23 protein-coding genes and 1 pseudogene are annotated in these 24,589 nt (G+C 72.6%); 16 read left to right on the top strand and 8 right to left on the bottom strand.

Annotation, left to right across the window (positions count from 1 at the left end; genetic code table 11):
- Positions 1 to 2 precede the first annotated feature (2 nt).
- A complete protein-coding gene (locus ASD48_RS20530; RefSeq protein ID WP_057603084.1) occupies positions 3 to 1,775 on the top strand; it encodes a biotin carboxylase N-terminal domain-containing protein in 1,773 nt (590 codons plus the stop codon).
- Between the two features lie 276 nt (positions 1,776 to 2,051).
- Here ASD48_RS20530 and ASD48_RS20525 read toward each other — a convergent pair whose 3' ends face one another.
- Both ASD48_RS20525 and ASD48_RS20520 read right to left on the bottom strand, forming a co-directional pair.
- Positions 2,052 to 3,017, bottom strand: coding sequence for a DeoR/GlpR family DNA-binding transcription regulator (locus ASD48_RS20525; protein WP_078889947.1), 966 nt, complete (start codon positions 3,015 to 3,017; stop codon positions 2,052 to 2,054).
- Between the two features lie 188 nt (positions 3,018 to 3,205).
- Entirely contained in the window at positions 3,206 to 4,654 is a 1,449-nt protein-coding gene (locus ASD48_RS20520) for an NAD(P)H-quinone dehydrogenase (protein WP_057603082.1), read from the bottom strand.
- Between the two features lie 96 nt (positions 4,655 to 4,750).
- Here ASD48_RS20520 and ASD48_RS20515 point away from each other — a divergent pair, with 96 nt between their 5' ends.
- From ASD48_RS20515 to ASD48_RS20500, 4 genes are all read left to right on the top strand, one after another.
- The gene (locus ASD48_RS20515; RefSeq protein WP_057603081.1) at positions 4,751 to 5,197 is read left to right on the top strand and encodes a gamma-glutamylcyclotransferase; all 447 of its coding nucleotides are present in this window, start codon (positions 4,751 to 4,753) and stop codon (positions 5,195 to 5,197) included.
- A 21-nt stretch (positions 5,198 to 5,218) separates the two neighbouring features.
- The gene (locus ASD48_RS20510) at positions 5,219 to 5,413 is read left to right on the top strand and encodes a hypothetical protein (RefSeq protein WP_107104359.1); all 195 of its coding nucleotides are present in this window, start codon (positions 5,219 to 5,221) and stop codon (positions 5,411 to 5,413) included.
- A 98-nt stretch (positions 5,414 to 5,511) separates the two neighbouring features.
- Entirely contained in the window at positions 5,512 to 6,336 is an 825-nt protein-coding gene (locus tag ASD48_RS20505) for a purine-nucleoside phosphorylase (protein WP_057603079.1), read from the top strand.
- Positions 6,337 to 6,473: 137 nt separating this feature from the next.
- Entirely contained in the window at positions 6,474 to 8,102 is a 1,629-nt protein-coding gene (locus ASD48_RS20500; protein WP_057603078.1) for a phospho-sugar mutase, read from the top strand.
- Positions 8,103 to 8,472: 370 nt separating this feature from the next.
- On the opposite strand, the gene ASD48_RS20495 is transcribed toward ASD48_RS20500, so the two are convergent.
- Together ASD48_RS20495 and ASD48_RS20490 are read right to left on the bottom strand one after the other, a co-directional pair.
- Entirely contained in the window at positions 8,473 to 10,182 is a 1,710-nt protein-coding gene (locus ASD48_RS20495) for a hypothetical protein (RefSeq protein WP_057603077.1), read from the bottom strand.
- 531 nt (positions 10,183 to 10,713) lie between these two features.
- Positions 10,714 to 11,430, bottom strand: a complete 717-nt coding sequence (locus ASD48_RS20490; protein ID WP_057603076.1) for a PH domain-containing protein — start codon at positions 11,428 to 11,430, stop codon at positions 10,714 to 10,716.
- A gap of 123 nt (positions 11,431 to 11,553) precedes the next feature.
- Here ASD48_RS20490 and deoC point away from each other — a divergent pair, with 123 nt between their 5' ends.
- The 3 genes from deoC to ASD48_RS20475 are packed head-to-tail and all read left to right on the top strand — an operon-like array spanning position 11,554 to position 14,877.
- A complete protein-coding gene (gene deoC / locus ASD48_RS20485) occupies positions 11,554 to 12,516 on the top strand; it encodes a deoxyribose-phosphate aldolase (protein ID WP_057603075.1) in 963 nt (320 codons plus the stop codon).
- 5 nt (positions 12,517 to 12,521) lie between these two features.
- Positions 12,522 to 13,973: an aldehyde dehydrogenase family protein gene (locus tag ASD48_RS20480; protein ID WP_057603074.1), complete on the top strand. Its 1,452-nt coding sequence runs from the start codon at positions 12,522 to 12,524 to the stop codon at positions 13,971 to 13,973.
- Positions 13,963 to 14,877 carry an aldehyde dehydrogenase family protein gene (locus ASD48_RS20475; protein WP_057603073.1) on the top strand — a complete coding sequence of 305 codons (915 nt, stop codon included), beginning with the start codon at positions 13,963 to 13,965 and terminating at the stop codon, positions 14,875 to 14,877. Before ASD48_RS20480 ends, ASD48_RS20475 begins: the two co-directional genes overlap by 11 nt.
- A gap of 84 nt (positions 14,878 to 14,961) precedes the next feature.
- On the opposite strand, the gene ASD48_RS20470 is transcribed toward ASD48_RS20475, so the two are convergent.
- Positions 14,962 to 15,369, bottom strand: coding sequence for a hypothetical protein (locus tag ASD48_RS20470; protein ID WP_057603072.1), 408 nt, complete (start codon positions 15,367 to 15,369; stop codon positions 14,962 to 14,964).
- A 56-nt stretch (positions 15,370 to 15,425) separates the two neighbouring features.
- Here ASD48_RS20470 and ASD48_RS20465 point away from each other — a divergent pair, with 56 nt between their 5' ends.
- Complete coding sequence (locus ASD48_RS20465; RefSeq protein WP_079073874.1) at positions 15,426 to 16,133, top strand: uridine kinase; 708 nt, start codon at positions 15,426 to 15,428, stop codon at positions 16,131 to 16,133.
- 271 nt (positions 16,134 to 16,404) lie between these two features.
- On the opposite strand, the gene ASD48_RS20460 is transcribed toward ASD48_RS20465, so the two are convergent.
- Positions 16,405 to 17,148, bottom strand: a complete 744-nt coding sequence (locus ASD48_RS20460; RefSeq protein ID WP_020130995.1) for a SigE family RNA polymerase sigma factor — start codon at positions 17,146 to 17,148, stop codon at positions 16,405 to 16,407.
- Between the two features lie 430 nt (positions 17,149 to 17,578).
- On the opposite strand from ASD48_RS20460, the pseudogene ASD48_RS45335 reads away from it, so the two are divergent.
- The 6 genes and pseudogenes from ASD48_RS45335 to ASD48_RS20435 all read left to right on the top strand — a co-directional run.
- Positions 17,579 to 17,967: pseudogene (locus tag ASD48_RS45335) on the top strand (methyltransferase); the annotation flags it as partial.
- Between the two features lie 4 nt (positions 17,968 to 17,971).
- Complete coding sequence (afsQ1, locus tag ASD48_RS20455) at positions 17,972 to 18,649, top strand: two-component system response regulator AfsQ1 (protein ID WP_028807033.1); 678 nt, start codon at positions 17,972 to 17,974, stop codon at positions 18,647 to 18,649.
- Positions 18,646 to 20,289 carry a HAMP domain-containing sensor histidine kinase gene (locus tag ASD48_RS20450; RefSeq protein ID WP_057603070.1) on the top strand — a complete coding sequence of 548 codons (1,644 nt, stop codon included), beginning with the start codon at positions 18,646 to 18,648 and terminating at the stop codon, positions 20,287 to 20,289. Before afsQ1 ends, ASD48_RS20450 begins: the two co-directional genes overlap by 4 nt.
- A gap of 5 nt (positions 20,290 to 20,294) precedes the next feature.
- Positions 20,295 to 20,921, top strand: a complete 627-nt coding sequence (locus ASD48_RS20445; protein WP_057603548.1) for a hypothetical protein — start codon at positions 20,295 to 20,297, stop codon at positions 20,919 to 20,921.
- A 176-nt stretch (positions 20,922 to 21,097) separates the two neighbouring features.
- On the top strand, positions 21,098 to 21,649 hold the full coding sequence (locus ASD48_RS20440; RefSeq protein WP_057603069.1) for a VanZ family protein: 552 nt from the start codon (positions 21,098 to 21,100) through the stop codon (positions 21,647 to 21,649).
- 95 nt (positions 21,650 to 21,744) lie between these two features.
- On the top strand, positions 21,745 to 21,948 hold the full coding sequence (locus ASD48_RS20435) for a PspC domain-containing protein (RefSeq protein ID WP_020131001.1): 204 nt from the start codon (positions 21,745 to 21,747) through the stop codon (positions 21,946 to 21,948).
- An 85-nt stretch (positions 21,949 to 22,033) separates the two neighbouring features.
- On the opposite strand, the gene ASD48_RS20430 is transcribed toward ASD48_RS20435, so the two are convergent.
- Positions 22,034 to 22,387 carry a hypothetical protein gene (locus tag ASD48_RS20430; RefSeq protein ID WP_057603068.1) on the bottom strand — a complete coding sequence of 118 codons (354 nt, stop codon included), beginning with the start codon at positions 22,385 to 22,387 and terminating at the stop codon, positions 22,034 to 22,036.
- 138 nt (positions 22,388 to 22,525) lie between these two features.
- On the bottom strand, positions 22,526 to 23,689 hold the full coding sequence (locus tag ASD48_RS20425; protein ID WP_057603067.1) for an adenosine deaminase: 1,164 nt from the start codon (positions 23,687 to 23,689) through the stop codon (positions 22,526 to 22,528).
- Between the two features lie 113 nt (positions 23,690 to 23,802).
- Between ASD48_RS20425 and ASD48_RS20420 the strand changes: the two genes are divergently transcribed.
- Positions 23,803 to 24,576: a prolyl oligopeptidase family serine peptidase gene (locus ASD48_RS20420; RefSeq protein ID WP_057603066.1), complete on the top strand. Its 774-nt coding sequence runs from the start codon at positions 23,803 to 23,805 to the stop codon at positions 24,574 to 24,576.
- The last annotated feature ends 13 nt before the right edge of the window (positions 24,577 to 24,589 follow it).

The following is a 24,589-nucleotide window of genomic DNA, read 5'->3' as shown; positions in this document are numbered from 1 at the left end:
TCGTGCGCAAGGTGCTCATCGCCAACCGTGGCGAAATCGCAGTCCGCGTGGCCCGGGCGTGCCGGGATGCCGGTATCGCGAGCGTGGCCGTGTACGCCGACCCGGACCGGGACGCTCTGCATGTCCGCGCAGCGGATGAGGCGTTCGCCCTGGGCGGTGACTCTCCTGCGACCAGCTATCTCGACATCGAGAAGGTGCTGAACGCGGCACGGGAGTCCGAGGCCGACGCCGTTCATCCCGGCTACGGCTTCCTCTCGGAGAACGCCGACTTCGCGCAGGCGGTCCTGGACGCGGGCCTGATCTGGATCGGCCCGCCCCCGCAGGCCATCCGTGACCTCGGTGACAAGGTCGCCGCCCGGCACATCGCCCAGCGGGCCGGCGCGCCCCTGGTCGCCGGTACACCCGACCCGGTCTCCGGCGCCGACGAGGTCGTCGCCTTCGCCGAGGAGCACGGGCTGCCGATCGCGATCAAGGCCGCCTTCGGCGGCGGCGGACGCGGTCTGAAGGTCGCCCGGACCCTCGAAGAGGTGCCGGAGCTGTACGACTCGGCCGTCCGTGAGGCGGTCGCCGCCTTCGGGCGCGGCGAGTGCTTCGTCGAGCGGTACCTGGACAAGCCGCGGCACGTGGAGACGCAGTGCCTGGCCGACAGCCACGGCAACGTGGTCGTCGTGTCGACCCGTGACTGCTCCCTGCAGCGCCGCCACCAGAAGCTGGTCGAGGAGGCTCCGGCGCCGTTCCTCTCGGAGGCGCAGGTCGCCGAGCTCTACTCCTCCTCGAAGGCCATCCTGAAGGAGGCCGGCTACGTCGGCGCGGGCACCGTCGAGTTCCTCGTCGGTGTCGACGGCACGATCTCCTTCCTGGAGGTCAACACCCGTCTCCAGGTCGAGCACCCGGTGACCGAGGAGGTCGCGGGCATCGACCTGGTGCGCGAGATGTTCCGGATCGCCGACGGCGAGGAGCTCGGCTACGGCGACCCGGAGCTGCGGGGTCACTCGTTCGAGTTCCGTATCAACGGCGAGGACCCGGGCCGGGGCTTCCTGCCGGCCCCCGGCACGGTCACGACGTTCGCCGCGCCGTCCGGTCCGGGTGTGCGGCTGGACGCGGGTGTCGAGTCCGGCAGTGTGATCGGCCCGGCGTGGGACTCGCTCCTGGCCAAGCTGATCGTGACCGGCGCCACCCGTGAGCAGGCGCTCCAGCGGGCGGCCCGCGCCCTGGCGGAGTTCCAGGTCGAGGGCATGGCCACGGCCATCCCGTTCCACCGCGCGGTGGTCCAGGACCCGGCGTTCGCCCCGGAGCTCACCGGCTCCGACGCCCCCTTCACGGTCCACACCCGCTGGATCGAGACCGAGTTCGTCAACGAGATCCCCGCGTTCTCGGCCCCGGCCGACACCGAGGCCGAGGACGAAACGGACCGCGAGACGATCGTCGTCGAGGTCGGCGGCAAGCGTCTGGAGGTCTCCCTCCCGTCCTCGCTCGGCATGAGCCTGGCCCGCACGGGCCTCGCGGCGGGTGCCAAGCCCAAGCGCCGCGCGGCCAAGAAGTCCGGCCCCATGGCCTCCGGCGACACCCTCGCCTCCCCGATGCAGGGCACCATCGTGAAGGTGGCCGTCGAGGAGGGCCAGGAGGTCAAGGAGGGCGACCTGATCGTCGTCCTCGAAGCGATGAAGATGGAGCAGCCGCTGAACGCGCACCGCTCCGGAACCGTCAAGGCCCTGGCCGCGGAGGTCGGCGCGTCCATCACCTCGGGCGCGGCGATCTGCGAGATCAAGGACTGACCCCAGGGATCACCCGTGTCGAGGCGCCCGCTCCCCGGGCGCCTCGCCGCGTTTCACCACCCTGACGATCCACCCGGACGCTCGGACCGAGGTCCGGCCTGAGATCCGGCCTGCGAAGTCCACCGGCCTACCGGGTCCACCGGCCCGCCGGGACCATTCAGCCCGCCGCGCCGGACCATCCAGCCCGTCCGGCGTTTGAGGACGAGGCCCGTTCAGGGCCGAACGGGGGTCTGGGGGCGGAGCCCCCAGGTCACCCGCGCCGACGACCGCCCGAGGTCACCGACGGCGCAGGTCCGCGACCCGCGCCCGCTCCCCGCCAGGAGCCTGCTCACCCAGCATCGAGGCCGCCCGCAGGCCCGCGGCAGCGCCCGGCACCTGTCCCCGCCGCGGAGCCGGCAACGGCACGTCCCGACGCTGCTGCTGATGGCGCGCCGGGACCGCATCACCCCCCGGGCTCCCCGACGCCCCGGCCACGGCGATCTGCACCCCCTGGTCCGCCAGAGCCTGCAGCTCGGTGGCCGCACGGTCGTCGTGCGCGGGCGGCTCGTCCGTCACGAGCCGGGTGATGACGTCCGTCGGCACGGTCTGGAACATCGTGTCCGTGCCGAGCTTGGTGTGGTCGGCGAGGACGACGACCTCGGCGGCCGCCTGCACCAGCGCCCGGTCCACGGACGCCGACAGCATGTTGGACGTGGACAGCCCGCGCTCCGCGGTCAGTCCGCTCCCGGAGATGAAGGCCCGCGACACCCTGAGCCCCTGGAGGGACTGTTCGGCGCCGCTCCCCACGAGGGCGTAGTTGGAGCCGCGCAGGGTGCCGCCGGTCATCACGACCTCGACCCGGTTGGCATGGGCCAACGCCTGGGCGACGAGCAGGGAGTTGGTGACGACGGTCAGTCCGGGCACCCGGGCGAGCCGGCGGGCCAGCTCCTGTGTGGTGGTGCCCGCCCCGACCACGATGGCCTCGCCCTCTTCGACGAAGTTGGCGGCGAGGTCCGCGATGGCGGTCTTTTCGGCGGTCGCGAGATGGGATTTCTGCGGAAAGCCGGATTCTCGCGTGAACCCACCCGGCAATACCGCACCGCCGTGTCGGCGGTCGAGGAGTCCTTCTGCCTCCAGTGCGCGCACGTCCCGCCGTACGGTCACTTCGGAGGTCTGGACGACGCGGGCGAGTTCACGGAGCGACACGGCCCCGTTCGCTCGCACCATTTCGAGGATCAATTGACGACGTTCTGCAGCGAACACGAAACTGACAGTAACGCGGACGACCGTCTGCTTTCAGCTCTTTGCGCCGAATAGTAGAAGTTGTTCGCACAGGGGGACGGGGAGTGGTATAGGGCCCAGTTCCGGCGCCTATACCTCCCGCATGTCCGGCAACCCGCCGACGACGCGCCGTCAACTCCCCGTGACCAGCGGGGAGTCGAAACCGGCCGTCAGCCCCCGTCCGCGGTCTTGCGGGTGTGCAGCTGCCGCGCCACTTCCGCGATCGACCCGGAAAGCGACGGGTACACGGTGAACGCGTTCGCGATCTGTTCGACCGTCAGATTGTTGTCGACGGCGATCGAGATCGGGTGGATGAGTTCCGAGGCGCGCGGCGCCACGACCACACCGCCGACGACGATCCCGGTGCCCGGCCGGCAGAAGATCTTGACGAAGCCGTCGCGGATGCCCTGCATCTTGGCGCGCGGGTTGCGCAGCAGCGGCAGCTTGACGACCCGGGCGTCGATCTTGCCGCCGTCCACGTCGGCCTGGCTGTAGCCGACGGTGGCGATCTCGGGGTCGGTGAAGACGTTCGAGGAGACGGTCTTGAGGTTGAGCGGGGCCACCGCGTCGCCGAGGAAGTGGTACATGGCGATACGGCCCTGCATCGCCGCGACGGAGGCCAGGGCGAAGATCCCGGTCACGTCGCCGGCCGCGTACACACCGGGGGCGGTGGTCCGGGAGACCTTGTCGGTCCAGATGTGACCCGACTCGCGGACCTTGACGCCCGCCTCCTCCAGCCCCATCCCCTCGCTGTTGGGAATGGCGCCGACCGCCATGAGGCAGTGCGAGCCGGTGATGACCCGGCCGTCGGACAGGGTGACCTCGACGCGGTCGCCGACCCGCTTGGCGGACTCGGCGCGCGAGCGGGCCATGACGTTCATGCCGCGGCGCCGGAAGACGTCCTCGAGGACGGCGGCGGCGTCCGGGTCCTCGCCGGGCAGCACGCGGTCGCGCGAGGACACGAGGGTGACCTTGGAGCCGAGGGCCTGGTAGGCGCCGGCGAACTCCGCGCCGGTCACACCCGAACCGACCACGATGAGCTCCTCGGGGAGCTCGCCGAGGTCGTAGACCTGGGTCCAGTTCAGGATGCGTTCGCCGTCGGGCTGGGCGTCCGGCAGCTCGCGCGGGTGGGCGCCGGTGGCGAGCAGGACGGCGTCGGCGGTGAGGGTCTCCTCGGTGCCGTCGGCGGCGCTGACGACGACCTTGCGCGAGCCGTCGAGGGCCTGCATGCCCTCCAGCCGGCCGCGGCCGCGCAGCACCCGGGCGCCGGCCCGGGTGACGGAGGCGGTGATGTCGTGCGACTGGGCGAGCGCGAGCCGCTTCACCCGGCGGTTGACCTTGCCGAGGTCCACCCCGACGACCCGGGCGGCCTGCTCCAGCGGCGGGGTGTCGTCGGCGACGATGATCCCCAGCTCCTCGTACGAGGAGTCGAAGGTGGTCATCACCTCGGCCGTGGCGATCAGGGTCTTCGACGGCACGCAGTCGGTCAGCACCGACGCCCCGCCCAGACCGTCGCAGTCGACGACGGTCACCTCCGCGCCGAGCTGCGCGGCCACCAGCGCTGCCTCATAGCCGCCGGGTCCGCCACCGATGATCACGATCCGAGTCACGTACTCCATTGTCCCGCACAGGGGCCGGTGGTACTGCCCCGGGGGGCGTGGGGGGCGCCACTGTTACGAGAGTGACGCGTGCGCGGGCTGCCGTACTCTCCTTGCATGTCGCTCTACGCCGCGTACGCCGGCAACCTCGACGCGCGGCTGATGACCCGCCGCGCTCCCCACTCGCCACTGCGTGCCACCGGCTGGCTGAACGGGTGGCGGCTGACGTTCGGCGGCGAACAGCTGGGCTGGGAGGGCGCGCTGGCGACGGTCGTCGAGGATCCCTCGGACCCCGGCGCGCAGGTCTTCGTCGCGCTGTACGACGTCGCCCCCATGGACGAGGACTCCCTGGACCGCTGGGAGGGCGTGAGTCTCGGCATCTACCGGCGCGCCCGGGTGCGGGTGCAGACCATGCAGGGCGAGGAGTCCGCCTGGATGTTCGTGCTGAACGGCTACGAGGGCGGGCTGCCCGCGGCCCGCTATCTGGGGGAGATCGCCGACGCGGCGGAGTCGGCGGGAGCACCACACGATTACGTGATGGAGCTCCGCAAGCGGCCTTGCTGAGCGCGGTCGACCCTGGACTCGGTGGGCATCACAGCACACGAACGCGCCGCGGATCCGTTTCCCGACCTGTCCCGGCCCACGAGCTCCACCGGGGACGACCGGACGATCCGGCTGACCCGGAACATCCTCATCGAGTACACGGTCAGCGTCGGCAGGCTGCTGATCTTCATCGTCGAGGTCTTCGACGACAAGGACATCTTCGTCACGGGCGAGTGATCACTCCCGCCCTCTCGTTGGAAACGACAAGACAACGATCGCCATCCCGTGGGCTCTGTCATCTACGCGCGTAGGCCGGAACCGGCTACCCTCATCGCGTGAACGCATCTCTTCTCCCGGACGACATCCAGGGCGACCCGCACGCCGCGGCCGACGCCGCCGCCGCACGCCTGCGCGAACTGACCGGCGCCGAGACCCACGACGTCGCCCTCGTGATGGGCTCCGGCTGGGCACCGGCCGTGGACGCCCTGGGCGCTCCCGACGCCGAGTTCCAGGTCACCGAGCTGCCCGGATTCCCGCCGCCCGCGGTCGAGGGCCACGGCGGCAAGATCCGCTCGTACCAGATCGGCGCGAAGCGGGCGCTGGTCTTCCTGGGCCGCACCCACTACTACGAGGGCCGCGGCGTCGCCGCCGTCGCCCACGGCGTCCGTACGGCGGTGGCGGCCGGCTGCAAGACGATCGTGCTGACGAACGGCTGCGGCGGCCTGCGCGAGGGCATGCGCCCCGGGCAGCCGGTGCTCATCAGCGACCACATCAACCTCACGGCGACCTCCCCCATCGTCGGCGCGAACTTCGTGGACCTCACGGACCTGTACTCGCCGCGGCTGCGTGCCCTGTGCAAGGAGATCGACGCCACGCTGGAGGAGGGCGTCTACGCCCAGTTCCCCGGCCCGCACTACGAGACGCCGGCCGAGATCCGGATGGCCCGCACCATCGGCGCGGACCTGGTGGGCATGTCGACCGTGCTGGAGGCCATCGCGGCCCGTGAGGCCGGGGCCGAGGTGCTCGGCATCTCCCTCGTGACCAACCTCGCCGCCGGCATGACCGGCGAGCCGCTGAACCACGAGGAGGTCCTCCAGGCGGGACGCGACTCGGCGACGCGCATGGGCTCCCTGCTGGCACAGGTGCTGGGCCGGCTGTAAGGGCGGTCCCACCGCGGCGCCGGTCCGTACGGCTCGGCCCGTCCGGCGCTTGACCAGGCCCGTTCCGGGCCGATGGGGGTCCGGGGCCGCAGCCCCCGGGAACCCGGACCACGAGACGACGAGAGGTTGACACCGACGTGCACGACGTCATCGCCCGCGCCCACGCGTGGCTCGCCGAGGACCCCGACCCGGAGACCCGCGACGAACTCGCCGCGCTCATCGAGGCCGCCGACGTCACGGAGCTCGCCGAGCGTTTCGCGGGAACCCTCCAGTTCGGTACCGCGGGGCTCCGCGGTGAGCTCGGGGCCGGGCCCATGCGGATGAACCGCTCCGTCGTGATCCGGGCCGCGGCCGGCCTCGCCGCCTACCTCACGAAGAACGGCGGGACCGGCGGTGTCGTCGTCATCGGCTACGACGCCCGTCACAAGTCGGAGGACTTCGCCCGCGACACGGCGGCCGTGATGACGGGCGCGGGCTTCCGCGCGGCCGTGCTCCCCCGCCCTCTGCCCACCCCCGTCCTCGCCTTCGCCATAAGGCACCTGGGCGCGGTCGCCGGCGTGGAGGTCACCGCCAGCCACAACCCGCCGCGCGACAACGGCTACAAGGTGTACCTGGGGGACGGCTCGCAGATCGTGCCGCCCGCCGACGCCGGGATCGCGGCCGAGATCGACGCGATCGCCGCCCTGAAGGACGTTCCGCGTCCGGAGGCCGGCTGGCAGACCCTCGACGACACGGTCCTCGACGCCTATCTGGCCCGTACGGACGCCGTCCTCGCGCCGGACTCCCCGCGCACGGCCCGCACGGTGTACACGGCGATGCACGGCGTCGGCAAGGACGTCCTGCTGGCCGCCTTCGCCCGCGCGGGCTTCCCCGAGCCCGTCCTCGTCGCCGAGCAGGCCGAACCCGACCCCGACTTCCCGACCGTCGCCTTCCCCAACCCGGAAGAGCCCGGCGCGATGGACCTGGCCTTCGCCAGGGCCCGCGAGACCGGCCCCGACCTGGTCATCGCCAACGACCCGGACGCCGACCGCTGCGCCGTGGCCGTGCCCCACGAGGGCGACTGGCGCATGCTGCGGGGCGACGAGGTCGGCTCGCTCCTCGCCGCGCACCTCGTCCGGCGCGGCGCGCGCGGCACGTTCGCCGAGTCGATCGTGTCCTCCTCCCTCCTCGGCCGTATCGCCGAGAAGGCGGGCCTGCCCTACGAGGAGACCCTCACCGGCTTCAAGTGGATCGCCCGCGTCGACGGCCTGCGCTACGGCTACGAGGAGGCCCTCGGCTACTGCGTCGACCCCGAGGGCGTACGCGACAAGGACGGCATCACCGCCGCCCTGCTCGTCACGGAGCTCGCCTCCGTCCTCAAGGCCGAAGGCCGCACCCTCCTCGACCTGCTCGACGACCTCGCCGTGGAACACGGTCTGCACGCCACCGACCAGCTCTCGGTGCGCGTCCAGGACCTCTCGCTCATCGCCGACGCCATGCGGCGCCTCCGTGAGCGGCCCCCGACCTCCCTCGCGGGGCTGGCCGTCACCCGGGCCGAGGACCTCACCCGGGGCACGGACAAGCTGCCCCCCACCGACGGCCTGCGCTACACGCTGGACGGCGCCCGGGTAATCGTCCGCCCCAGCGGCACCGAACCGAAGCTGAAGTGCTACCTGGAGGTCGTGGTCCCGGTCCCCACCCACGCCGACCTCCCGGCGGCCCACAGCACGGCGGACGACCTGCTCGCCGCGATCAAGCGGGACCTGTCGGCGGCGGCCGGCATCTGACCGCGGGAGCCACCCGGGTCATACGTGCGGCAAGCCCTGCGAGGCGCTCGGACGCGCGCACCGCTGCGCCGCGGCCGTGCGAACGGCGCACCCCCGGTGGGCCGTGCGCCCCTGTCGGCCGTTCCGGCGCGGGCGCACCGGGCGGAGCACCGGCTCGCCGAGTCCGCGGGACGCGCACGTCGGCCGGTCCGTGCCCGCAGGTGTCGCCGTCGCCGTCCTCGGTGAGACGGTCGGCGACCCGGGCGGTGCACGTCATGACGGGCTGCGGCCCGGGCGGTGGAGAGCCTCACCGGCCCGGGACGGGCCGGTGCGGCACCCCGTGCGGCCCGCCTCACGGGGTCCCGCGGCCCCCGCACGGGCCGGGTGGGCCTCAGGGCAGCAGGAGCACCGCCGCCGCGCCCACGATGCCGACGACGATCCCGAGCGGCCACAGCGCACGTCCCCGCTGCCGTTCGTCGGCCGGGCCGGTCGGGCGGGTCGCCGGGTCCCGCCACATCGCGGTGATCTCGGCGGCCGTCCGCTCGTACGGGTGCAGCACGCCGAGCCTGCTCTCCAGCCACGGCCAGCGCGGTGAGGCCACCCGCCACTCCTCGGACGAGGCCCGCGTGCCGAGTATCCGCAGCCGGGCGCCCTCGCACTCCGCGACCCGGATGCGGTCCCAGGCGAGGTGCCGGGTGCCGCTCAGACCGTTGAACCACAGGCCCTCGTGGTCGGCGGTGATCCGCCAGGCGATCCGGCGCGGCAGCAGCAGGGCGGCGATCAGCGTGGCGACCAGGCCGTAGCCGTACCTCCACCACCCGGACTCCTCCCAGTAGAGCGGGAGGAACAGCAGCACCAGCGCGACGGCGAACCAGTCGGCCCACCCGGCACGCCACCTCCGTACCCCCACGGCGGCCTTCCGGCCGCTCCGCTCGGCGACGACGGCCGCCGCGGCGGCCCCGCGCAGCTCCTCCTGCCGGGCCTCCCGGAGTGCCCTCCCCCGCTCGCTCCTCGCCCTCCACCGGTGGGCGAGGACCGTCACCGGCCGCACGGGCCCCACGGACGCCTCCACCACCGGCGGCTCACCGGCCTTGTCGGCGGCGGCGAGGAACACGACCTCGGCGCCGTCGTAGGGGGTGCCGTACAGAACGGCCTCGCGCAGCGGCCCGGCGCGCTCGTCGTCGATCCGCGAGATCAGCTCCCGGAGGCGCTCGTCGTCGGAGTCGCCGTCGCTCTCGCTCTCGCCCTCGTCCTCGTCCTCGTCCTCGTCGGCGGTGTCGTCCGCCCGGCTGTCGAGCTCGATGGTGGAGACAGTGAACAGCGGTCGCAGCGCGGCGAGGTCGTCGGCGGCGAAGACCTCGGTCTCGACATCGGCGTTCTCCCGCAGGAGCACGCGGAGCACCGGGACGGGCGCCCGGCGCAGGCCGACGGCCCGGCGGCGGGCCGACGCCGCCGAGAGCAGCACGGTGACGCCCAGCCCGGCGAGGCACCAGCCGGCCGCCGGGACCACCTGCCGGTCCTCGGCCAGGTCCCAGAAGCCCGCGGTCGCGTACAGGGCGCCTCCGGCGACGACCGTGACGAGCCCGGACCACAGCAGGAACGCGCCCCGCTGCGCCCGTCCGCCGCCGGCCCCGGGCGCGCGGGGCACCCCGGCGGTCACTCCGCCCGCGGCCTCCAGCCCCGCCGCCCGCTGGCGATTGCGCGCGGCCAGCCGCAGGCCCACGGCCGCCCAGACGCCGACGAGCGCGGCCGTCAGCCCCAGCCGGACGGGCGAGGCGAAGTCCCCCAGGGTCGTCACGACCGCCACGGCGAACGGCACGAGGACCAGGGCCGCCTCGGGCCGCAGCACCAGCCACACGACGTGGAGGGCGACCAGGGCGGCAGCCCAGGCGGGCAGTCCCGCCGACCGGTGCAGCAGACCGGCACCGGCCGCGGCCACCACCGGCAGCGCAACGAACACGGACGTCCGTGCCCGCACGGGCACCCAGCGCGGCGGCAGCCCGCGCGTCCAGCGTCCCGCCCGCTCGGCGTCCCAGGGCCTGCAGCCCTCGGGTATCGCCGCCTCCGGCAGCCGCAGAACCTCGGCAGAATGTGTACTCATCGCTCCCCCGACCTACCGACCCACCAGTTCTCCGGCCTCACACCGACCGTCACGACCGACCGGAGCACCACCACCCACGCCCGTCACGACCGGCACACGTGCCACACCCGTCACGACCAGGGCATGTGCCGATGATGACGAAAGACCCTGTGATCCACGGCAACGCCCGGATCACAATCCGTCCCGCCCGACGTCGACAGATCCGCCGGGCCTCCGAATCCGCAGCCCCTGCGCCTTGCGCCCTGCGCCACCCGCACCCCGCGCGACACCCCACACGCGATGCCAGGCACCCGACGTCCCGCGCCCGCACCCGGCGCCTCTCAACCGACGCCCGACGTCCCACCCGCGGCATCCGGCGACCCGCGCCCCACACACGCCACCATTGACACTCGACGGCCCCGCGCCCCACATGCGACGCCCCGCGCCCGGCACGCGGCGTCCCCCACCCGACACCCCGCACCTCGCACCCGGCGTCCCCGGACGCGACGCCCGGCCCCCTGCCCCGGGGACCCCGCGTCCGCCGCGCCGCCCTCAGCCCACGGCCAGCAGAATCCCCAGCACCACGGCCCCCGCCACCGCCGGGCCCAGGATCTCCCAGGCCCAGCGCACGGTCACCTCGCCCTGTGCGGTCTCCTCCTTCTCGCGCGCCTCCCACAGCTCCCGCAGCTCGTCCATGACCCGGTCGGTCTCGGCGCGTACGGGACCGTCCGGTACGGCGCCGCCGCCACGCGACAGGCCGCCGCCGAGGCCACCGAGGCCGCCGAACCCGCTGCCGCCCCGGCCGGCTTCCCGGCCGCCGGTCCGCCCGGTCCGCTCCGCCGCCGCCTTGGACTCCCGCCGGTTCGCCTTCTTCCGCGCCCGCAGCGAGACCGGGATGGACCACAGCTGGAACTTCTTCCCCGACGCGGCGACGACCTCGTTGGAGTAGCCGGACCGCAGGGAGGCCACCTGCCCCCACGGCAGCACGATCACCCGGAACGGATTGCGTACCCGGAGGCGGTCCCGGCCCGCGAACACGGCGGGCCGCAGCGTGAAGGCGACGACCAGCGGCACCGCCAGGATCAGCGAGGCGAGCGCCAGCCACGGCGTGCTTCCCTCGCCCACGAAGATCGCGTCGAGGCCGAGCCAGCCCACCAGGCCCAGCAGCAGCACGCCCCCGGCCATGCCCGCGGGCGACCGGTAGATGCGGTCCTTGGTCTCGGGTGCCGAAGGCTGCGGCGCGGGTGACTGGTCTTCCGGGGTCGTCATGGCCCCGATTCTGCCCGACGCCCACCGGCGCGCTCATCCGCAGCCCCGTCGTTCCCGACGAGCACGGATGCAACCGACGGGGTGTACAGCCGCTACGCGCGTAGATATGCTCGTCTGGTGACCATGCCCACCAATACACCTACCGCAGCCGACGCACTCACGGACGTCACGGCGTCCGACGGCTCGCTGCGCCGCTTCCTCCACGGGCTGCCCGGCGTCGACACGGTCGGCCTGGAGGCGCGCGCCGCCGCGCTCGGCACCCGTTCCATCAAGACGACCGCGAAGGCGTACGCCATCGACCTCGCCATCTCGATGGTCGACCTGACGACGCTGGAAGGCGCGGACACCCCGGGCAAGGTCCGGGCGCTCGGCGCGAAGGCGGTCCACCCCGACCCCACCGACCGCACCACCCCGACCACGGCCGCGGTCTGCGTGTATCCGGACATGGTCGCCACCGCCAAGGCCGCCGTCGCCGGTTCCGGCGTCAAGGTCGCCTCGGTCGCCACCGCCTTCCCGGCCGGCCGCGCCGCCCTCGCGGTGAAGCTCGCGGACGTCCGCGACGCCGTCGCAGCGGGCGCCGACGAGATCGACATGGTCATCGACCGCGGGGCGTTCCTCGCGGGCAAGTACCTGAAGGTGTACGACGAGATCACCGCCGTGCGCGAGGCCTGCGGGACGGCCGCCCGGCTGAAGGTCATCTTCGAGACGGGCGAGCTGTCGACGTACGACAACATCCGCCGGGCGAGCTGGCTCGGCATGCTCGCGGGCGCCGACTTCATCAAGACCTCGACCGGCAAGGTCGCCGTCAACGCCACGCCCGCGAACACCCTCCTGATGCTGGAGGCGGTGCGCGACTTCCGCGCCCAGACCGGCGTCCAGGTCGGCGTGAAGCCCGCCGGCGGAATCCGCACCACCAAGGACGCGATCAAGTTCCTCGTCCTGGTCAACGAGACCGCGGGCGAGGACTGGCTGGACAACCACTGGTTCCGCTTCGGCGCCTCCTCGCTCCTGAACGACCTGCTGATGCAGCGTCAGAAGCTGGCCACCGGCCGCTACTCCGGCCCCGACTACGTGACGGTGGACTGATCACCATGGCATCCACGACTGCATCCGCATTCGAGTACGCTCCGGCCCCCGAGTCCCGCTCGGTCGTCGACATCGCCCCCTCCTACGGCCTGTTCATCGACGGTGAGTTCACCGAGGCGGCCGAGGGCAAGGTCTTCAAGACCGTCTCGCCGTCCACCGAGGAGGTCCTCTCCGAGATCGCCCAGGCGGGCGAGGCGGACGTCGACCGTGCCGTGCGGGCCGCCCGCAAGGCCTTCGGGAAGTGGTCCGCGCTGCCGGGCTCGGAGCGCGCCAAGTACCTGTTCCGCATCGCCCGGATCATCCAGGAGCGCAGCCGCGAACTGGCCGTCCTGGAGACGCTGGACAACGGCAAGCCGATCAAGGAGACGCGCGACGCCGACCTGCCCCTGGTCGCCGCGCACTTCTTCTACTACGCGGGCTGGGCCGACAAGCTCGGCCACGCGGGCTTCGGGGCGGACCCGAAGCCGCTGGGCGTCGCCGGCCAGGTCATCCCCTGGAACTTCCCGCTGCTGATGCTGGCGTGGAAGATCGCCCCGGCGCTCGCCACCGGCAACACGGTCGTCCTGAAGCCGGCCGAGACCACCCCGCTGTCCGCCCTGTTCTTCGCGGACATCTGCCGCCAGGCGGGTCTGCCCAGGGGCGTCGTCAACATCCTCCCCGGCTACGGCGACGCGGGTGCCGCGCTGGTCGCGCACCCGGACGTGAACAAGGTCGCCTTCACCGGCTCCACCGCCGTCGGCAAGGCGATCGCCCGGCAGGTCGCGGGTTCGCACAAGAAGGTCACGCTCGAACTGGGCGGCAAGGGCGCCAACATCGTCTTCGACGACGCGCCGATCGACCAGGCCGTCGAGGGCATCGTCAGCGGCATCTTCTTCAACCAGGGCCAGGTCTGCTGCGCGGGCAGCCGGCTCCTCGTCCAGGAGTCGATCCAGGACGAGCTGCTGGAGTCGCTGAAGCGCCGCCTCGCCACCCTCCGGCTCGGCGATCCGCTCGACAAGAACACCGACATCGGCGCGATCAACTCCGCCGAGCAGCTCTCGCGTATCACCTCGCTCGTCGAGCAGGGCGAGGCGGAGGGCGCCGAACGCTGGTCCCCGGCCTGCGAACTGCCCACCTCCGGCTACTGGTTCGCCCCGACGCTCTTCACGAACGTCACCCAGGCGCACACCGTCGCCCGCGACGAGATCTTCGGCCCGGTGCTGTCGGTCCTCAGCTTCCGCACGCCGGAGGAGGCCGTCGCCAAGGCCAACAACACGCCGTACGGCCTGTCGGCCGGCATCTGGACGGAGAAGGGCTCCCGCATCCTCGCGGTGGCGAGCAAGCTCCGCGCGGGCGTGATCTGGTCCAACACGTTCAACAAGTTCGACCCGACGTCGCCGTTCGGCGGCTACAAGGAGTCGGGCTTCGGCCGCGAGGGCGGCCGCCACGGCCTGGAGGCGTACCTCGATGTCCGATAAGACCGACAAGACCGATCAGCAGCAGCGGCTCAGCGTCTTCAAGACCTACAAGCTGTACGTCGGCGGGAAGTTCCCGCGTTCCGAGAGCGGCCGGGTGTACGAGGTGACCGACGCAAAGGGCAAGTGGCTGGCCAACGCACCGCAGTCCTCCCGCAAGGACGCCCGGGACGCGGTCGTCGCCGCGCGCAAGGCGTTCGGCGGCTGGTCCGGGGCGACGGCGTACAACCGCGGCCAGATCCTCTACCGCGTCGCGGAGATGCTGGAGGGCCGCAAGGGCCAGTTCGTCCACGAGGTCGCCGAGGCCGAGGGCCTGTCGAAGTCCAGGGCCGCCGACCAGGTCGAGGCGACGATCGACCGCTGGGTCTGGTACGCGGGCTGGACGGACAAGATCGCCCAGGTCGTAGGCGGCGGAAACCCCGTCGCGGGCCCGTACTTCAACCTCTCCTCGCCCGAACCGACGGGCGTGGTGGCGGTCCTGGCACCGCAGGAGTCGTCCTTCCTGGGCCTGGTCTCGGTGCTCGCACCGGTGATCGCGACCGGCAACACGGCGGTCGTGATCGCGAGCGAGCGCTCCCCGCTCCCGGCGCTGTCGCTCGGCGAGGTGCTGGCCACCTCCGACGTGCCCGGCGGGGTCGTCAACGTCCTCTCCGGCCGTACGGCGGAGATCGCGGCACCCCTCGCCTCCCACCAGGACGTCAACGCGATCGACCTGGCGGGCGCCGACGACGTGCTGGCGAAGGAGCTGGAGATCGCGGCGGCCGACAACCTGAAGCGCGTCCTTCGTCCACAGCCTGTGGACGACTGGTCGGCCGCTCCGGGCACGGACCGCATGACGGCCTTCCTGGAGACGAAGACGGTCTGGCACCCCACGGGCTCCCTGGGCGCCTCGGGCTCGTCGTACTAGACAGGCCCTCGGGCCCGCGAGACGCGGAAGCCGCGTCGCCCCTCCGTCCGGGGGCGGCGCGGCTTCCGTCCGTGCGGACCGGCCTCAGCCGCCCAGCGCCTTCGTCACGTCTCCCAGCACCGGGACCGTGCCGATGGACTGCGCCTGCGCCACCGGCCCGGTGAGCATCTGGGAGGTCAGCGGCTTGAAGTCGGCGAGCTGGGTGCCGACGCCGTTGTCGAGCGGGTCGACGCCGGTGCCCGCGAGAGGGTTGGGCTTGAGGCCGGTGACGGCGCCGGTGACGTACGTCAGGGAGCCGAGCGCCCCCTGCACGCCCGCCTGCGGGTCGAGCCGACCGGCCGAGCCGGGCTTCGTGCGCACCACGTCGACGGCGGGCTCGCCGGTCGCCGCGGCGGCGGTCCCGGCGCCGGCGCCCAGCGCCACCCCGGCGGTCGCGAGGGCGGCGAGGACGCGCCGGCCGGTGGAGGTCTGGGGGGAAGCGTGTCGGGCCATCGGTGCCGCCTTCTGATGCGCAAGGTGATCAGGTCGACACGAAGGGTAGTTGAGGTGTGACGCGCGCATCAAAGCCGACCCGCGGGGTCGTTGACGGCCCAGGGGATGCCTCACACTGGTGTCCCGTGACGTCCCCTCCGCCCATACCGACGCGAGTCGTGCTGCTCTGCGGCCCTTCCGGCTCCGGCAAGTCCCTGCTCGCGGCCCGCTCCGGCCTCCCCGTGCTGCGGCTCGACGACTTCTACAAGGAAGGCGACGACCCCACGCTGCCGCTGGTCGACGGGAGTTCCGACATCGACTGGGACCACCCCGGCTCGTGGGACGCGGACACGGCCGTCGCCTCGATCGTGGAACTGTGCGGCACGGGCCGTACGAACGTTCCCGTCTACGACATCTCGCTCAGCGCGCGCACCGGCGCGGACGCGATCGACATCGGGCGGACCCCGCTGTTCATCGCGGAGGGCATCTTCGCCGCCGAGATCGTGAACCGGTGCCGCGAACTGGGCGTCCTGGCCGACGCGCTGTGCCTGAGCCGCGGCCCGGTGAAGACCTTCCGCCGCCGCTTCCTGCGCGATCTGAAGGAGGGCCGCAAGTCGGTGCCCTTCCTGCTGCGCCGCGGCTGGCGGCTGATGCGCTCCGAGCGCTCGATCGTCGCCCGGCAGACCGCGCTCGGGGCGCACGCCTGCGACCGCGACGAGGCGTTGGGCCGCCTGGCGGCAGCGGCGACGGGCCACCACGCCCCGACGGCGCGTACGCCCGCCTAGGACGCCCGCACCGGCGCGGAGCGCACACGCCGGAAGCGGACACGCGGAGCGGACACGCAGAAGCGGGACTGGATGGACCCCCCGGCCCTCCAGCCCCGCTTCCTCGGTGCTCCCCCGTGTCCCCCCGGGGTGGTGCTTCCCCCGTGCTTGCGCGGTACCGCTCCGCCGACGTCCCCCGTCGGGCCCCCCGGTACCGCTTCCCCCGTGCTTCCCCCGTGTTCCCCCGTTCACCGGCTCCCCTGAGCGGAGCCGGGCCTTCCCCCGTTCACCCTCAGGCGACAAGCTCCCCGAAGGCGTCTTCCTCGTCACGGCCGAAGCTGAGGACCTCGTCCTCGCGCAGCCGGCGGAGCGACCGCCAGATGCTGGACTTCACCGTGCCGACACTGATGTCGAGGATCTCCGCGATCTCCGGGTCGGTGCGGCCCTCGTAGTAGCGCAGGACCAGCATCGTCCGCTGGAGTTCGGGGAGCCGGGCCAGCGCCTGCCACAGGACCGCGCGCAGCTCGGTGCCGCGCATCGCGTCCGTGTCGCCGGCCGTCTCCGGCAGCTCCTCGGTCGGGTACTCGTTCAGCTTGCGGCGGCGCCACGCGCTGATGTGCAGGTTGGTCATCGTCCGGCGGAGGTATCCGCCGACCGCGGCCTTGTCACTGATCCGGTCCCACGCCCGGTACGTCGAGAACAGCGCGCTCTGGAGCAGGTCCTCGGCCTCGAAGCGGTCGCCGGTGAGGTGGTAGGCGGTTGCGTACAGGGAGGCGCGGCGCTCCTGGACGTAGGCGGTGAACTCCGCCTCGGTCAGCGAGCGACGCTCCCCCGTGTCCTCCCTGTACGCGGCTCCCCCGTGAGCCGCCTGTTCCCCCGTGTCGACCACCGTCATGAAGGTGGTGTGCTGGCGCCCGGTGCCGCGAGCGCACCCCCGCCCGCTCACGGCACCGGACTTCTCGGAACCCCGGTGCACGTCGTGCAGACGCGTGACGACTGCGACTGCGTTGGTGCTCATACCGTGCAGCGTGTTCATCTCGCGCCCCCCGTCGTGGACTTCCGGTGTTCGGTCTCCTGCGCCGGTCCGGCTCCGCTGTGTTTCCGCGTCGCCTTGTCCGTGACCAAAAGATTGCCCGGGGCACTTCATCGCCGTGTCCGCCGACTGTCACAGACCTGTCACAGGGGCCTGTCACGACCACTCCACAGACCGCCCACAGGCTTTCGCGGTACGGCAGTTGACCTGGTCCGCGCAGGTCGCCGCGGGACCCTGCCGGGGTGACCCTCGGCAGGGTGCTGTTCGACTCCGCCTGCGCGCTTCGACGCGGACGCGGCAGCGGCCCCCGGCCCCGCGCCCCGCCCGTACCTGCGCGGCGGTGCCGGCCCGGCGGCTCGGACTGGAGGGGCGGATCGTGGTGGCTCCGGGGCTGTAGCCGGGCGGGGGTGGCGCGGCGGACGGTCCCGCGTCCGGCCGTGCCGATCTCGTGGTCTGCAATCCGCCGTGGCTGCCCGGCCGGCCGGCCTCCGCCCTGGAAACGGGGGTGTACGACGAGGACAGCGCGACGCCGGGCGGGTTCCTGGCGGGTCTCGGCCCGACCTGCGGCCGGGCGGCGAGGGCTGGCTGATCATGTCCGACCTGGCCGAACACCTCGGTCTGCGCACCCGCGAGGAGCTGCTCCGACTCGTCGAAACCGCAGGTCCGCGGGTTGTGGACCGTACCGATGTACGGCCCCGGCACAGGCGTTCGCGGGATGCGTCCGACCCTCTGTACGCGGCCCGCGCCGCGGAAACCATCTCCCTCTGGCGCCTCACCACCTACCCACAGGTCGAACGACAGCCCCCTCATGGGCCAGAATGAGCCCGTGCCTTCCCTGTTGCTGATCGAGGACGACGACGCCATCCGTACGGCCCTGGAGCTCTCACTGACGCGCCAGGGACACCGGGTGGCCACCGCTGCCAGCGGTGAGGACGGTCTGAAGCTGCTGCGCGAGCAGCGGCCGGATCTCATCGTGCTGGACGTGATGCTGCCCGGCATCGACGGATTCGAGGTGTGCCGGCGCATCCGGCGCACCGACCAACTGCCGATCATCTTGCTGACCGCGCGCAGCGACGACATCGACGTGGTCGTCGGGCTGGAGTCCGGCGCCGACGACTACGTCGTCAAACCCGTGCAGGGCCGGGTGCTGGACGCCCGGATCCGGGCCGTGCTGCGGCGCGGGGAGCGCGAGTCGAGCGATTCGGCGACGTTCGGCAGTCTCGTCATCGACCGCGCGGCGATGACGGTGACGAAGAACGGCGAGGATCTCCAGCTCACGCCGACCGAGCTGCGGCTGCTGCTCGAACTGAGCCGGCGGCCGGGGCAGGCGCTGTCCCGGCAGCAGCTGCTGCGGCTGGTGTGGGAGCACGACTACCTGGGCGACTCCCGGCTGGTGGACGCCTGTGTCCAGCGGCTGCGGGCCAAGGTGGAGGACGTGCCGTCCTCCCCGGTCCTCATCCGTACCGTGCGCGGCGTCGGCTACCGCCTGGACGCCCCTCAGTGACTCAGCGGCAAGGGGGGTTCCGCGGCTGGTCCGCGGCGCGCAAGGGAAGACTTTCACGGCTGCGTTTCACCAGCCTGCGGCTGCGGCTCGTCGTCGTCTTCGGGGCGGTGGCGCTGACCGCCGCGGTGTCCGCGTCCGGCATCGCGTACTGGCTCAACCGCGAGGCCGTGCTGACCCGTACCCAGGGTGCGGTGCTGCGGGACTTCGAGCAGGAGATGGAGAACCGGGCGGGTTCGCTGCCCGAGCATCCCTCGCAGGACGAGCTCCAGCACACCGCCGGGCAGATGGCCAACAGCAGTCAGCGCTTCAGTGTGCTGCTGGTGGGCGAGGACGCGAGCGGCAAGACCGTCTACGGCAACTCGGGCGGCCTGAACGGGTTCTCGCTGGACGACGTGCCCGGGGCGCTGCGTACGGCGGTGAACAAGCGGCAGGACGTCACGGGCGGCAACAAGGCGCCGTACCACCTGTACTGGCAGCGGGTCGTCGACCACGGGACGCCGTATCTGGTGGCCGGGACGAAGGTGAACGGGGGCGGGCCGACGGGGTACATGCGCAAGTCGCTGGAGCCGGAGGCCAAGGATCTCAACTCGCTGGGCTGGTCGCTGGGGATCGCCACCGGCCTCGCGCTGATCGGGGCCGCGCTGCTCGCGCAGGCCGCCGGGACGACCGTGCTGAAGCCGGTGCACCGGCTGGGCGTCGCGGCGCGGCGGCTCGGCGAGGGCCGGTTCGACACCCGGCTGCGGGTGTCCGGGACGGACGAACTCGCCGATCTGTCAAGGACGTTCAACCGGGCCGCGGAGTCCCTGGAGAAGCGGGTCGCGGACATGGCCGCGCGCGACAACGCCTCGCGGCGCTTCGTCGCTGACATGTCCCACGAGCTGCGGACTCCGCTGACCGCCATCACCACCGTCGCGGAGGTGCTGGAGGAGGAGCTGGACGCCGAGTCGGGCAGCATCGACCCGATGATCGAGCCCGCGGTGCGGCTGGTCGTCAGCGAGACGCGGCGGCTGAACAACCTCGTCGAGAACCTGATGGAGGTCACCCGCTTCGACGCCGGTACGGCGCGGCTGGTACTGGACGACGTCGACGTCGCCGACCAGATCACCCACTGCATCGACGCGCGCGCCTGGCTGGACGCGGTCGACCTGGACGCCGAGCGCGGCATCCACGCCCTGCTCGACCCGCGCCGGCTGGACGTGATCCTCGCCAATCTGATCGGCAACGCGCTCAAGCACGGCGGTTCGCCGGTGCGGGTGTCGGTGTCGGCGGCGGACGACGCGGTCGTCATCTCGGTGCGCGACCACGGGCCCGGCATCCCCGAGGAGGTGCTGCCGCACGTCTTCGACCGGTTCTACAAGGCGAGCGCCTCCCGGCCGCGCTCCGAGGGCAGCGGGCTGGGCCTGTCCATCGCCCTGGAGAACGCCCACATCCACGGCGGCGAGATCACCGCCGCCAACTCCCCGGAGGGCGGTGCGGTGTTCACGTTGCGGCTGCCCCGGGGAGTCCTGGAGGCGGCGGACCAGGGCGGCGAGGAGGACGAGCGGGCCGTGCGGCCGGGGCGGTCCGTGCCGTCCATGCCCGCGCAGTCCGGGAAGTCCGGCAAGTCGGGGCAGTCCGTGCAGGACAAGGGGGACGCGTAGTGACCATGCGCCGTGCGACGGTACGACGGCTGCTCGCCGTGCCCGTGCTGGTCGGCCTTGCCGGTCTGCTCACCGGCTGCGGGATCCGGGCGACCGAGGTGCCGACCGACTTCGGGCCCGCCCCCTCCCGGGCGCGCTGCTCGCTCACCGAGCCGGACGTGACGTCACAGTCCGCCCGGGCGGGCGTGCCGGTGCAGGTGTTCCTGCTGTGCGGGTCGTCGCTGGTGACCGTCGACCGGTCCGTGCGGGTGCCGGACGGCGCGGCGGACTTCCAGCGGCGGGTGCTGGTGGCCCAGGGCCTGCTCGACCAGCTCGCCGAGTCGCCGTCGGCGGGCGAGAAGGAGGCCGGGTACACGACGGACGTGCGCGGCGGCATGACGGTCGCCGGGCCCCGTGCGCAGGACCCCGACGACGCGCTGCGGCTGAGCACCGCGCCGGGGAACCTGACCTCGTACGCCCTCGCCCAGCTCGTCTGCACGTTCTCCGACTCGGCGGCGGCCGAGGGCGACGGCTCGGTGATCCTCGGCGGCCCCGGCTCCGACCCGCTGCGCCGCTACGAGTGCACCGACGAGGTCCGCTCCCGCCCCGGCAGCGCGGAGCCCCCGTCCTCGGCGGTCACCGGCAGCGGCTGATCCGGACCGGGCGTCCGGCCGGTGTGGCGGACGCCTCACGCGGTGCCCGGCGGCCGTGGTCGTCGCAGGTCACCGTCTGCCGGGAAGCGCGACCGGCCCGGCGGCGCGGGTGACTCGTGCCAGGTGCCGGGGGACGGGCCGGAACCGATCGTGCCGGGGGTCGCGTCTTGGGGGGCGTGCAGCGTCAAGGCTCCATCGGCGACAGCGCCGCTATCCGCATCCGCGCGACCGGGATTCTCCTCCTGGCCGCCCACCTCGTTTTCGTCGCCTGGGTCGCGCTGCGCCCGGTGAACGTCCCCTGGGTGGTGCCGGCCAACCTCCATCCGTTCGACGGGATCCGGGCCGACCTGAGACTGGGCTGGCCCGAGGCGGCGCGGCGGATCGGCGAGGGGCTGGGGCTGCTGGCCCCGCTGGGCTTTCTGCTGCCGCTGGTGCACGGCAGGCTCCGGGTCTCGCCGCTCGCCTCCCTGATCCGTACGGTCACGGCGGGCGCCCTGCTGTCCCTGGGCATCGAGCTGCTGCAGACCGGGGTGCCCGGTCAGGTCGTGGACGTCGATTCGCTGCTGCTGAACACCCTGGGCGTGGCCCTGGCGCACGTCGCGGTGGTGCCGGCGGCGCGCGCGTGGCTGCGCCGCAGGGACGAGCGCCGGGGGCGGGCCGCGGTCCGCCAGGAGGAGGCCGCTCAGGGTCTTACCCCGAGGATTCCCAGGGTCGGGGTCGCCCCGTAGAGCGACGCTTCGTCCCCCTTCGTCACCGTAGCGTGGAAGGCAGATGGAGGGGCCGCGAGGGCCGCCTCCGGCAGACGCTCGCGAAGGAGCCGCAGATGTCCAGCCTCGCTCGCCCCACCAACGGCCGCATGATCGGCGGAGTGTGCGCCGCGCTGGCCCGGCGCTTCGGCACCTCCGCGACCACGATGCGCGTGATCTTCGTGCTCTCCTGCCTGCTGCCCGGCCCGCAGTTCCTGCTGTACATAGCGCTGTGGGTGCTGCTGCCGTCGGAGGACAAGGCGGCGCGCACCGCCTGGTGACGGCCGTCCACAGCGACGCCGTCGGGGCGCGTCCGGTCTTCCGGGTGCGCCCCGACGGCGCGTCCTGCGTGACGGGCGGTGCCGTTCAGCCCAGCGGGATGCCGTTCACCGGGAGGCCGTGCGTGGGCAGGCCCTGGAGCGGCAGACCACCGAGCAGACCGGCGACGGGCGCGGTCGGCCCCTCGGCGAGCAGCTTCTCGGCGACCGGCTGGGCGGCGGCCAGGCTCGTGCCGAGCGCCGGCTGGGCCTGCGTCAGCACCTCACCGGCCGCGGGCAGCGCCGAGGTCAGGTTCTCCGCCGGCAGCGTCCTGGTGACACCGTCCAGGGCCTGCGTGGCGTCCGGAACGGCGGGGGCGGCGTTCGCGGCGCCCGCACCGACGGCGGCGAAGGCGGCACCGAGAGCGGCGACACCGAGGGTCTTGGCAGCAGACTGCTTCATGATGAATGCGTCCTCGAATGGGATACGGGGAACTGAGCGGTTCTCGACCGTAAACACGGAGAGGGGTCGGCGGCAAACATCGAAATGCGGACGGATGGTGAACACCCGCCCGCATTCCGCGCCCCGGAAAAACGCTACTCAGCCTTCCGTACCCGCAGAACCGCTGGTGGAGGCGGTCTGCTGGAACAGCCATTCGGACTTCAGCTCGGAATAACCGGGCTTGATCACGTCACTGATCATGGCAAGTCGTTCATCGAAAGGAATGAATGCTGACTTCATAGCATTGACGGAGAACCACTGGAGATCGTCGAGCGTGTAGCCGAACGCGTCGACAAGGTGCTCGAATTCCCGGCTCATGCTGGTGCCGGACATCAGACGGTTGTCCGTGTTGACGGTGGCCCGGAAGTGGAGCCGGCGCAGCAGGCCGATGGGGTGCTCGGCGTAGGAGGAGGCCGCTCCGGTCTGCAGGTTGGAGCTGGGGCACAGCTCCAGCGGGATGCGCTTGTCACGGACGTAGGAGGCGAGCCGGCCGAGCCGCACACCGCCGTCGGCGGCGATCTCGATGTCGTCGATGATGCGCACCCCGTGGCCGAGCCGGTCGGCGCCGCACCACTGGAGGGCCTGCCAGATCGACGGCAGCCCGAAGGCCTCGCCGGCGTGGATGGTGAAGTGGTTGTTCTCGCGCTTCAGGTACTCGAAGGCGTCGAGGTGCCGGGTGGGCGGGAAGCCCGCCTCCGCGCCCGCGATGTCGAAGCCCACGACCCCCAGGTCCCGGTAGCGGTTGGCGAGTTCGGCGATCTCCAGGGCGCGGGCCGCGTGCCGCATGGCGGTGAGCAGGGCGCCGACGCGGATGCGGTGGCCGTTGCGCCGGGCCGTCCGCTCACCTTCCCGGAAGCCCTCGTTGACGGCCTCGACGACCTCTTCGAGGCTCAGTCCGCCTTCGAGGTGCTGCTCCGGCGCGTAGCGCACCTCGGCGTAGACGACACCGTCCTCGGCGAGGTCCTCGGCGCACTCGCGGGCGACCCGGACGAGCGCGTCGCGGGTCTGCATCACGCCGACGGTGTGCGAGAAGGTCTCCAGGTACCGTTCCAGCGAGCCCGAGTCGGCGGCCTCCCGGAACCAGATGCCGAGCTTGTCTGGGTCGGTTTCCGGGAGTTGGGCGTACCCGGAGTTCCGGGCGAGGTCGACGATCGTGCCGGGACGCAGCCCGCCGTCGAGATGGTCGTGCAGCAGAACCTTGGGTGCCCGCCGGATCTGGTCCGAGCTCGGGGTGTTGCCCGCCTGGGTGCTCTGGCTCGTCATTTCCGCACTCTAACTCCTACGCGCGTAGACGGCGCGCTGTACAACTCCGCCGATACGTAACGGTGACCGCCCGGACAGGTGGAGTACAACAGCGCTTCTGACACTGTTCTGTCATGGCACAGGATGTGACGCCGGTTCGGACGGTCCGGCTGGGGAAGACGCTCGGCCCGGCGCCGACGGCGGTGAGCGGGGTGGTGCTGCTGCTCCCGGGAGGCGAGGAGGTGTCCAGCCGGAAACCGTCCGCCGTGTGGGCGGCCGCCTCCGTACGGGGGTTGGGGCGCAGGCTGGCCCGCGCGGGACGTGCGGAGGGCCTCGCCGTGCACGCCGTGCACTACCGCTACCGCGGCTGGAACGGCAGCGAGGCGCATCTCGCGGCCGACGCGGCCTGGGCCGCCGACGAGGCCGTACGGCGTTACGGAGACGTCCCCGTGTGTCTGACCGGCGTCGACATGGGCGCGCGGGCCGCGCTGCGGGCGGGCGGTCACGAGGCCGTCAACTCCGTGCTGGCGATCGCTCCCTGGCTGCCGGAGGAGGACATGGCCGCCCCACCCGAACCGGTGAAGCAGCTGGCCGGGCGGCGGGTGCTGATCGTGCACGGCACGAACGACGAGCGCTGCGACCCCGAGCTGTCGTTCCGGCTCGCGGCACGGGCGAAGAAGGCGAACCGGGACGTGTGCCGGTTCGAGGTGCACTCCGACGGCCACGGACTGCACCAGTACCGCGGTGAAGTCCTCGCGCTCGCCGAGGACTTCGTCATGGGCGCGCTGTTCGGCCGGGCGCTCTCCCGGCCGGTGGAGGACGCGCTCGCCGCCCCGCCGCCACTGGGACTGCGCATGCCGTTGGCCGTCGGGTTCGGCAGCTCGTTACGGCGCCCGGGCCGTCCCTGAGGCGCGGCACCTC

This window comes from Streptomyces sp. Root1310, from assembly GCF_001426425.1.
Classification (GTDB): domain Bacteria; phylum Actinomycetota; class Actinomycetes; order Streptomycetales; family Streptomycetaceae; genus Streptomyces.
The sequence above is the reverse complement of the archived record's forward strand: the minus strand, read 5'-3'. Positions and strand labels throughout refer to the sequence as shown.

What these genes read in the sequence shown, in the direction of transcription:
- ASD48_RS20490 (WP_057603076.1), bottom strand. Translation starts at nt 11,430, where the DNA reads ATGACGACCCCGGAAGACCAGTCACCCGCGCCGCAGCCTTCGGCACCC.
- deoC (WP_057603075.1), top strand. Translation starts at nt 11,554, where the DNA reads ATGCCCACCAATACACCTACCGCAGCCGACGCACTCACGGACGTCACG.
- ASD48_RS20445 (WP_057603548.1), top strand. Translation starts at nt 20,295, where the DNA reads ATGCGCCGTGCGACGGTACGACGGCTGCTCGCCGTGCCCGTGCTGGTC.
- ASD48_RS20515 (WP_057603081.1), top strand. Translation starts at nt 4,751, where the DNA reads ATGTCGCTCTACGCCGCGTACGCCGGCAACCTCGACGCGCGGCTGATG.
- ASD48_RS20480 (WP_057603074.1), top strand. Translation starts at nt 12,522, where the DNA reads ATGGCATCCACGACTGCATCCGCATTCGAGTACGCTCCGGCCCCCGAG.
- ASD48_RS20420 (WP_057603066.1), top strand. Translation starts at nt 23,803, where the DNA reads ATGGCACAGGATGTGACGCCGGTTCGGACGGTCCGGCTGGGGAAGACG.
- ASD48_RS20435 (WP_020131001.1), top strand. Translation starts at nt 21,745, where the DNA reads ATGTCCAGCCTCGCTCGCCCCACCAACGGCCGCATGATCGGCGGAGTG.
- ASD48_RS20425 (WP_057603067.1), bottom strand. Translation starts at nt 23,689, where the DNA reads ATGACGAGCCAGAGCACCCAGGCGGGCAACACCCCGAGCTCGGACCAG.
- ASD48_RS20495 (WP_057603077.1), bottom strand. Translation starts at nt 10,182, where the DNA reads ATGAGTACACATTCTGCCGAGGTTCTGCGGCTGCCGGAGGCGGCGATA.
- ASD48_RS20520 (WP_057603082.1), bottom strand. Translation starts at nt 4,654, where the DNA reads ATGGAGTACGTGACTCGGATCGTGATCATCGGTGGCGGACCCGGCGGC.
- ASD48_RS20460 (WP_020130995.1), bottom strand. Translation starts at nt 17,148, where the DNA reads ATGAACACGCTGCACGGTATGAGCACCAACGCAGTCGCAGTCGTCACG.
- ASD48_RS20475 (WP_057603073.1), top strand. Translation starts at nt 13,963, where the DNA reads ATGTCCGATAAGACCGACAAGACCGATCAGCAGCAGCGGCTCAGCGTC.
- ASD48_RS20470 (WP_057603072.1), bottom strand. Translation starts at nt 15,369, where the DNA reads ATGGCCCGACACGCTTCCCCCCAGACCTCCACCGGCCGGCGCGTCCTC.
- ASD48_RS20430 (WP_057603068.1), bottom strand. Translation starts at nt 22,387, where the DNA reads ATGAAGCAGTCTGCTGCCAAGACCCTCGGTGTCGCCGCTCTCGGTGCC.